Annotated in this window: 7 protein-coding genes; 5 read left to right on the top strand and 2 right to left on the bottom strand. The window is 64.0% G+C overall.

Translation table 11 applies throughout. The features are described 5' to 3' along the window. Window positions 1–165: 165 nt before the first annotated feature. Window positions 166–1437, bottom strand: coding sequence for an SGNH/GDSL hydrolase family protein (locus tag PQR42_RS45145; protein ID WP_408393737.1), 1272 nt, complete (start codon window positions 1435–1437; stop codon window positions 166–168). A gap of 91 nt (window positions 1438–1528) precedes the next feature. Next, window positions 1529–3154: an NAD(P)/FAD-dependent oxidoreductase gene (locus PQR42_RS45150; protein WP_408220109.1), complete on the bottom strand. Its 1626-nt coding sequence runs from the start codon at window positions 3152–3154 to the stop codon at window positions 1529–1531. A gap of 216 nt (window positions 3155–3370) precedes the next feature. On the opposite strand from PQR42_RS45150, the gene paaA reads away from it, so the two are divergent. Genes paaA through paaE form a run of 5 tightly spaced genes read left to right on the top strand, consistent with a single transcriptional unit; the run spans window position 3371 to window position 7165 of the window. Then, a complete protein-coding gene (gene paaA / locus PQR42_RS45155; RefSeq protein WP_408393739.1) occupies window positions 3371–4369 on the top strand; it encodes a 1,2-phenylacetyl-CoA epoxidase subunit PaaA in 999 nt (332 codons plus the stop codon). A gap of 41 nt (window positions 4370–4410) precedes the next feature. Further along, complete coding sequence (gene paaB / locus PQR42_RS45160) at window positions 4411–4695, top strand: 1,2-phenylacetyl-CoA epoxidase subunit PaaB (RefSeq protein ID WP_007179854.1); 285 nt, start codon at window positions 4411–4413, stop codon at window positions 4693–4695. Window positions 4696–4703: 8 nt separating this feature from the next. After that, window positions 4704–5507 (top strand): 1,2-phenylacetyl-CoA epoxidase subunit PaaC, encoded by an 804-nt coding sequence (gene paaC, locus PQR42_RS45165; protein ID WP_408393741.1) that lies wholly within the window; start codon window positions 4704–4706, stop codon window positions 5505–5507. Between the two features lie 7 nt (window positions 5508–5514). Further along, window positions 5515–6075 (top strand): 1,2-phenylacetyl-CoA epoxidase subunit PaaD, encoded by a 561-nt coding sequence (paaD, locus tag PQR42_RS45170; protein WP_408393743.1) that lies wholly within the window; start codon window positions 5515–5517, stop codon window positions 6073–6075. Between the two features lies 1 nt (window position 6076). Then, a complete protein-coding gene (gene paaE / locus PQR42_RS45175) occupies window positions 6077–7165 on the top strand; it encodes a 1,2-phenylacetyl-CoA epoxidase subunit PaaE (RefSeq protein ID WP_408220121.1) in 1089 nt (362 codons plus the stop codon). Window positions 7166–7205: the final 40 nt, after the last annotated feature.

Consider the following 7205-nt stretch of genomic DNA (forward strand, 5'->3'; position numbering starts at 1 on the left):
GCCCTTTTTCGTTTCGTCAACAACATTTTTTCGCTTTCGCTTAAAACCTTGTTGACGCTACGGCCGCTGGTTTCTGCCGCGGCCCTCGTTCGCAAACGAGGAGGCGAATCTTAGGTCAACATCAGCCATATGACAAGGGTTTGACCGAAATCTTTTTTTGGCGGCTCACTTGCGGGTCGATTTCACCACTGCGTCGATCGGAACTGCCTCGGCCATTGCTGCGTAACCGGCGTCGCTGGGATGGATGTGATCGCCACTGTCAAAGTTGCGCTGCAGGCGGTCCGGCTGCGCCGGATCGCGCAGCGCAGCGTCGAAGTCCACGACGCCATCGAAAGCATGGCTGGTCCGGATCCACTGGTTGATGGCGAGCCGGATACTTTCTCGCTGCGGCGGAAGCGACGCCGGCGTCAGCGTCGCGCCGAAGACCTTCACGCCCGCGTGCCGTGCCGCGGCGATCAACCGCTGGTATCCGGCGATCAGGTCGGCAGCCGTCACCGAGGTGTGCGGGAAGTCGCAGTCGAGACCGTTATGCGGCGGCATCGCCGCGAAGTTGATATCGTTGATGCCGATCAGCAGAATCGCCGTCTTGACGCCCGGGCGCGCGAGCACGTCGTGTTCGAAGCGCGTCGCGAGCGCATCGCCGTAGCAAGGAGAGTCGCTCAGCAGGCGGTTGCCGCTGATCCCCAGATTGACGATCGCGGTCGACCGATCGCCGCTAGTGGCGAACCGACGCGCCAACGCATCCGGCCAGCGGCGATTCTGGTTCAGGCTGGAGCGCATGCCGTCCGTGATCGAATCGCCGATCGCGGCAACGGCGCCAGACGCAGGCGCCGCGTCCACCGACAACCCGGTCACCCATACATATTGCGTGAACCGGCCGCGAAACGCTTCCGCAGAGGCGTCCGCCGCGTGATTACCCGGCATCGAAACGTAGTTCACCTGGTTCGACACGCGATGCCACGCCACGATACGCTGCTCGGGCCCCATAAACGCGCTAACGGCATAGGGCGCGCCTCCGGCAATATCGATAGCGACCGGGTCGCTGTCCACCTCGCCGCCCGGCGGAATCGAGACCGCACTCTTGCCGCCGAACGTCACGCGCGTCTCGCCGTCACCAGCCGCCGCCGCGCCGCCCGCCGAGCGTGCGATGCGCAGATCTTCGATGACGAGCGGAGTTTTGCCGTACTGGTTGCTTAGGTGGACTCGCGCCGACTTTCCGGACAGCGTCGGATAGACGATCTGGCGAACCGTGCGCCCCGCTACTTCCGGTGCGCGATAGAGCGGCGGCAAGTCCGCTCGCTGTGGGATGGGTTGCAGCGCTGTCGCCCATGCGGTGACCCAATGTGCCGGGGCGTCGGCTGCGAAGACAGTTGGCGAAACGGCAAATTGGGCAAGCAGCGCCGCACCGCATGCGGCGGCCAAGGTGCGAATGGTCATTCGGGTGGTCGGTTCGAGGCGAAACGTGCATTGTGCCCGATCGCACCAGCCGTCGCGGGTCTGAGCGACGGCATTCCCGTACCCCGCCCACTCAGGCTGGAGCCTGCGCCCCGCTCATCTTCAACGCAAGCGCTTCAGCAACTTCAATCCCGTCGATGGCCGCTGAGTAGATCCCGCCGGCATAGCCTGCGCCTTCGCCAGCCGGATACAGACCTTCGACGTTCATGCTTTGATAATCGTCCCGCCGACGCACACGAATCGGCGACGACGTTCTCGTCTCGACCCCCGTCAGCACCGCGTCGTGCATCGCGAATCCGGCGATCTTCTTGTCCATCTGCGGCAAGGCTTCGCGAATGGCCTCGATCACATAGTCGGGAAGCGCGGTGCTGAGATCGGTTGGATGCACGCCCGGTTTGTACGACGGCACCACCGAACCCAGCGACGTGGACGGCCGGCCGGCGATAAAGTCGCCAACCAGCTGGCCCGGCGCCATATAGTTGCCGCCGCCGAGCTCGAAAGCCCGCTCTTCCCATTTGCGCTGAAAAGCGATCCCGGCGAGCGGGCCGCCCGGATAGTCATCCGGCGTGATGCCGACGACGATGCCGGCGTTGGCGTTCCGCTCGGCCCGCGAATACTGGCTCATGCCGTTGGTCACGACACGGCCCGGCTCGGAGGTCGCCGCCACCACCGTGCCACCCGGGCACATGCAAAAACTGTAGACGGCGCGCCCGTTGCTACAGTGATGCACCACCTTATAGTCGGCGGCGCCAAGCTGCTTGTGACCGGCAAACTTGCCGAAACGGCTACGGTCGATCAAACCCTGCGGATGTTCGATACGGAAACCGAGTGAAAACGGCTTCGCCTCAATATAGACGCCACGGTCGTTCAGCATCTGGAAGGTATCGCGCGCGCTATGGCCGACGGCCAGCACAACATGATCGCAGCGCAGCGTTTCGCCGGTCGACAGCTTCAGCCCGCGCACCTTGCCCTGATCGATCTCGATATCGTCTACGCGGGATTCGAAACGCACCTCGCCGCCCAGCTCGTGAATGGTCGCGCGCATTTTTTCGACCATGCTCACGAGCCGGAACGTGCCGATATGCGGCCGGCTCAGATACAGAATGTCTTCCGGCGCGCCGGCCCGCACGAATTCGTCGAGCACCTTACGGCCGTAGTGCTTCGGATCCTTGATCTGGCTGTACAGCTTGCCATCCGAGAAGGTGCCCGCGCCGCCTTCGCCGAACTGCACATTCGACTCGGGATTGAGCACCGACTTGCGCCACAGGCCAAAGGTGTCCTTGGTGCGCTCGCGCACGGCCTTGCCGCGCTCGAGGATGATCGGCCGGAAACCCATTTGCGCCAGAATCAGCCCGGCGAACAAGCCGCACGGCCCCATGCCGATCACGACCGGGCGCAGCGCGGTCATCTGCGCCGGCGCTTTGGCGACGAACCGGTAGGCCATGTCAGGCGTCACGCCACAGTGCGGCACATCGGCGAGCCGCTTGAGCGCCGCCGCTTCATCCGTCACCTCGACATCGACGATGTAGGTGAGCTTGATGTCGGCGCGCTTGCGCGCGTCGTGCGCGCGACGAAACACGGTGTATCGGACGAGCCCGTCCGCGGCCACGCCGAGTTCCGCGAGGCGCGCACGCACGGCGGCTTCCAGGTCGCTCTCGGGATGATCGAGCGGGAGTTTGATTTCGCTTAGACGTAACATGAGTACCGGGGGATGCAGGAAGGCCGCAAATCGCGGCCAATTCGCAATTTTATAGGTTTAGTGTGGGGGCGGGGCGTCGGCACGGATGAAACGCCTTTGTAACGAGCCCGTTCCTCCCCTATCGGTCCGATCGACCCATCTCAAAAAATTTATTAACCGACCGGTCGGTTGGCTTATACTGTGCGCACACAGACAACTTCCGCAGAGAGCGTCCCCATGTACACGCAATCCCTGGATATTCCCGGCAACGTCGCCCCGCTGGATGCGGGCGCAGACTCGTCCGAGCAGACGCAATTCGACGCGGTCATGGCCGCCGACGGCAAGATCGAAGCTCAGGACTGGATGCCGGAGGCCTACCGCAAGACGCTGGTCCGGCAAATCTCGCAGCACGCGCATTCGGAAATCGTCGGCATGCTGCCGGAGGGCAACTGGATCACGCGCGCGCCCAGCCTGAAGCGCAAGGCGATCCTGCTTGCCAAAGTGCAGGACGAAGCCGGCCACGGCCTCTATCTATATAGCGCGGCGGAAACGCTCGGCGTGTCGCGCGACCAGTTGATCGCGTCGCTGCACTCGGGCAAAGCCAAATATTCGAGCATCTTCAATTACCCGACGCCCACATGGGCGGACGTCGGCGTGATCGGCTGGCTGGTGGACGGCGCGGCGATCATGAACCAGATTCCGCTGTGCCGTTGCACCTATGGCCCGTACGCACGCGCCATGATCCGCATCTGCAAGGAAGAGTCGTTCCACCAACGCCAGGGTTTCGACGCGCTCATGTCGATGATGGCCGGCACCGAAGCACAACGTGAACTGGTCCAGCAGGCCGTGAATCGCTGGTGGTGGCCGGTACTGATGATGTTCGGCCCGAGCGACAAGGATTCGATCCACAGCAATCAGTCATCGAAATGGGGCATCAAGCGCATTTCGAACGACGACCTGCGCCAGAAATTCGTCGACGCCACCGTCGACCAGGCCAAGGTGCTCGGCGTCACGCTGCCCGACCCGGACCTGAAATGGAACGAAGCGCGCGGCCATCACGACTACGGCGACATCGACTGGGAAGAATTCTGGCGCGTGGTGAACGGCGACGGCCCGTGCAACCGCGAGCGTCTCGCCACCCGCGTCAAAGCCCACGACGACGGCGCCTGGGTCCGCGAAGCCGCCCTCGCCCACGCCGACAAGCAGCGCCAGCGCGCACAACAGCACGCCGCCTAAGCAGCGCGGCATGCCAGACAAAGAATCTCAGGAGATCTGCAATGAACAAGGAATGGCCGATTTGGGAAGTCTTCGTGCGCAGCAAGCAGGGACTCGACCACAAACACTGCGGTAGCCTGCACGCCGCCGACGCGCCGATGGCGCTGCGCATGGCGCGCGACGTCTACACGCGCCGCCAGGAAGGCGTGAGCATCTGGGTGGTGCCATCGTCGGCGATTACGGCGTCCGCGCCGGAAGACAAGGCGGAGCTGTTCGAACCGGCTGGCGACAAGATCTACCGCCACCCGACGTTCTACACGCTCCCCGACGAAGTCAACCACATGTAAGCGCGGCCATGGACATCACGCCCCAACATCTCCAATACGTGCTGCGCCTCGCGGATACCGCGCTGATCCTCGGTCAGCGCAATACCGAATGGTGCGGCCACGGCCCGATCCTCGAAGAGGATATCGCGCTGTCGAACATGAGCCTCGACCTGGTCGGCCAGGCGCGCCTGCTGTACACGCACGCCGCCTCGCTCGAGCAGCAACTCACCGGCAAGAACCGCACGGAAGACGACTACGCGTACTTTCGCGCCGAGCGCGAGTTCGCCAACTACACGCTCGCCGAGTTGCCGCATGTCGGGCCGCTGTCGGCCACGGCGAAAACCGAGAAGGATTACGCGGTCACGATCGTCCGCAATTTCCTCTACTCGACGCTGATGGCGCATCTCTGGACGGCGCTCACGGCATCCACCGACGAGCAGCTGGCGGCGATCGCGTCGAAGTCGATCAAGGAAACCAGCTATCACGTGCATCACGCACGCGAGTGGCTGATCCGTTTCGGCGACGGCACCGAGGAATCGCATCGCCGCGCGCAAGCCGCACTGGACTATCTCGTGCCGTACACGCGCGAGTTCTTCAGCACGGACGCCGTTGAGGAAGCCGTTGCGTCAGCCGGCATTGGCCCGCTGACGTCGGACCTCGAAGCGGCATGGCTAGACGACGTGCGCGCCACGCTCGACGAAGCCACCTTGACGCTGCCCGAACCGGTCAAGCACATCACGACCGGCAAGCACGGCGAGCATTCCGAGCATATGGGTTTCGTGCTGGCCGAAATGCAGAGCCTTGCACGCCAGCATCCCGGCGCCACCTGGTAATCCGACGATGACGACTTCGACTGCCCTTCGCGTGACCGAAATGACCGATACGACCGACGCCGCCCTCGAACGCGCATGGGCCGTGCTCGAAACGGTGCCCGATCCGGAGATTCCGGTGGTGTCGATTCGCGAGCTCGGCATTCTGCGCGACGTGCGGCGCGCCGCGGACGGCACGCTCGAAGTCGTGATCACGCCGACCTACTCCGGTTGCCCGGCCATGTCGCAGATTGCCGAGGACGTCGCGCACGCGCTCGACGTGGCGGAGCTCAAGCCTTATCGAATCGCCACGGTACTCGCACCGGCCTGGACCACCGACTGGATGACCGCCGACGCGCGCGAAAAGCTGCGCGCCTACGGCATCGCGCCGCCCACGGGTAATTGCGGTTCGCCTGCGCCGGTGCGGGAAAAAGTGATGCGCTTCGTGCCCCGCGCACTGCCCGCGCCGTCGTGCCCGCGTTGCGGCTCGGCGCACACCGAGCGGCTCGCGCAGTTCGGCTCGACCGCCTGCAAAGCCTTGTACCGCTGCCTCGACTGCCGCGAACCCTTCGACTACTTCAAACCATACTGATATGGCCACCCCGCAATTTCACCCGCTGCGTATCCGCGAAGTGCGGCCCGAAACCGCCGATTCGGTTTCGGTCGCCTTCGAAGTCCCCGCCGACCTGCGCGACCACTATCGCTTCACCCAAGGCCAGTTCGTCACGCTGAAGACGCATATCGACGGTGAGGAAACGCGCCGCTCGTATTCGATCTGCGTCGGCGTCACCGATTACGATCGCGACGGTGAACTGCGCATCGGGATTAAGCGCGTACGCGGCGGGCGTTTCTCGAATTTCGCCTTCGACACGCTGCAGCCCGGCCACACGATCGACGTGATGACGCCGGACGGCCGTTTCTTCACCCACCTGAACGCCGATCAGGGGCAGCAATACCTGGCGTTCTCGGGTGGCTCGGGCATTACGCCGGTGCTGGCCATCATCAAGACGACGCTTGAAGTCGAACCGCGCAGCACCTTCACGCTCGTGTACGGCAACCGCAGCGTCGACCAGATCATGTTCGCGGAAGAGCTCGAGGATCTGAAGAACCGCTTCATGAACCGCTTCGTGCTGTATCACGTGCTGTCCGACGATCTGCAGGACGTCGAGCTGTTCAACGGCGTGCTCGATCAGGCAAAGTGCGCGGCCTTCATCGAGAATCTGCTGCCGGCCGAGGCGATCGACGAAGCCTTCATTTGCGGCCCCGGCCCGATGATGGACGCCGCCGAAGCCGCGCTGAAAGCCGCCGGCGTGCCGCCGGAAAAGGTGCATGTGGAGCGCTTCGGTTCGCCGCTGCCGCAAGCGGGCGTGCCGCCGGTCGAAATCACCGAAGACACCCCCGCCGCCGACCTCGAAATCGTGCTCGACGGTAAACGCCGCAAGCTGCGCCTGCCGTATCAGGGCGTGAGCGTGCTCGACGTCGGCCTGCGCGCCGGCCTCGCGCTGCCTTATGCGTGCAAGGGCGGCGTCTGCTGCACCTGCCGCGCGAAGGTGCTGGAAGGCGAAGTGAAGATGGAAAAGAACTACACGCTCGAAGAACACGAAATCCGCGACGGTTTCGTGCTGACGTGCCAATGCCATCCGATCAGCGACCGCGTGGTGGTGAGCTACGACGAACGTTGAGCCACATGCGGCGGACGAGCCTGCTAGACGTCCGCCGCGC

Origin of the sequence: Paraburkholderia sediminicola (assembly GCF_046027355.1) — a bacterium.
Lineage (GTDB): Bacteria > Pseudomonadota > Gammaproteobacteria > Burkholderiales > Burkholderiaceae > Paraburkholderia > Paraburkholderia sediminicola_B.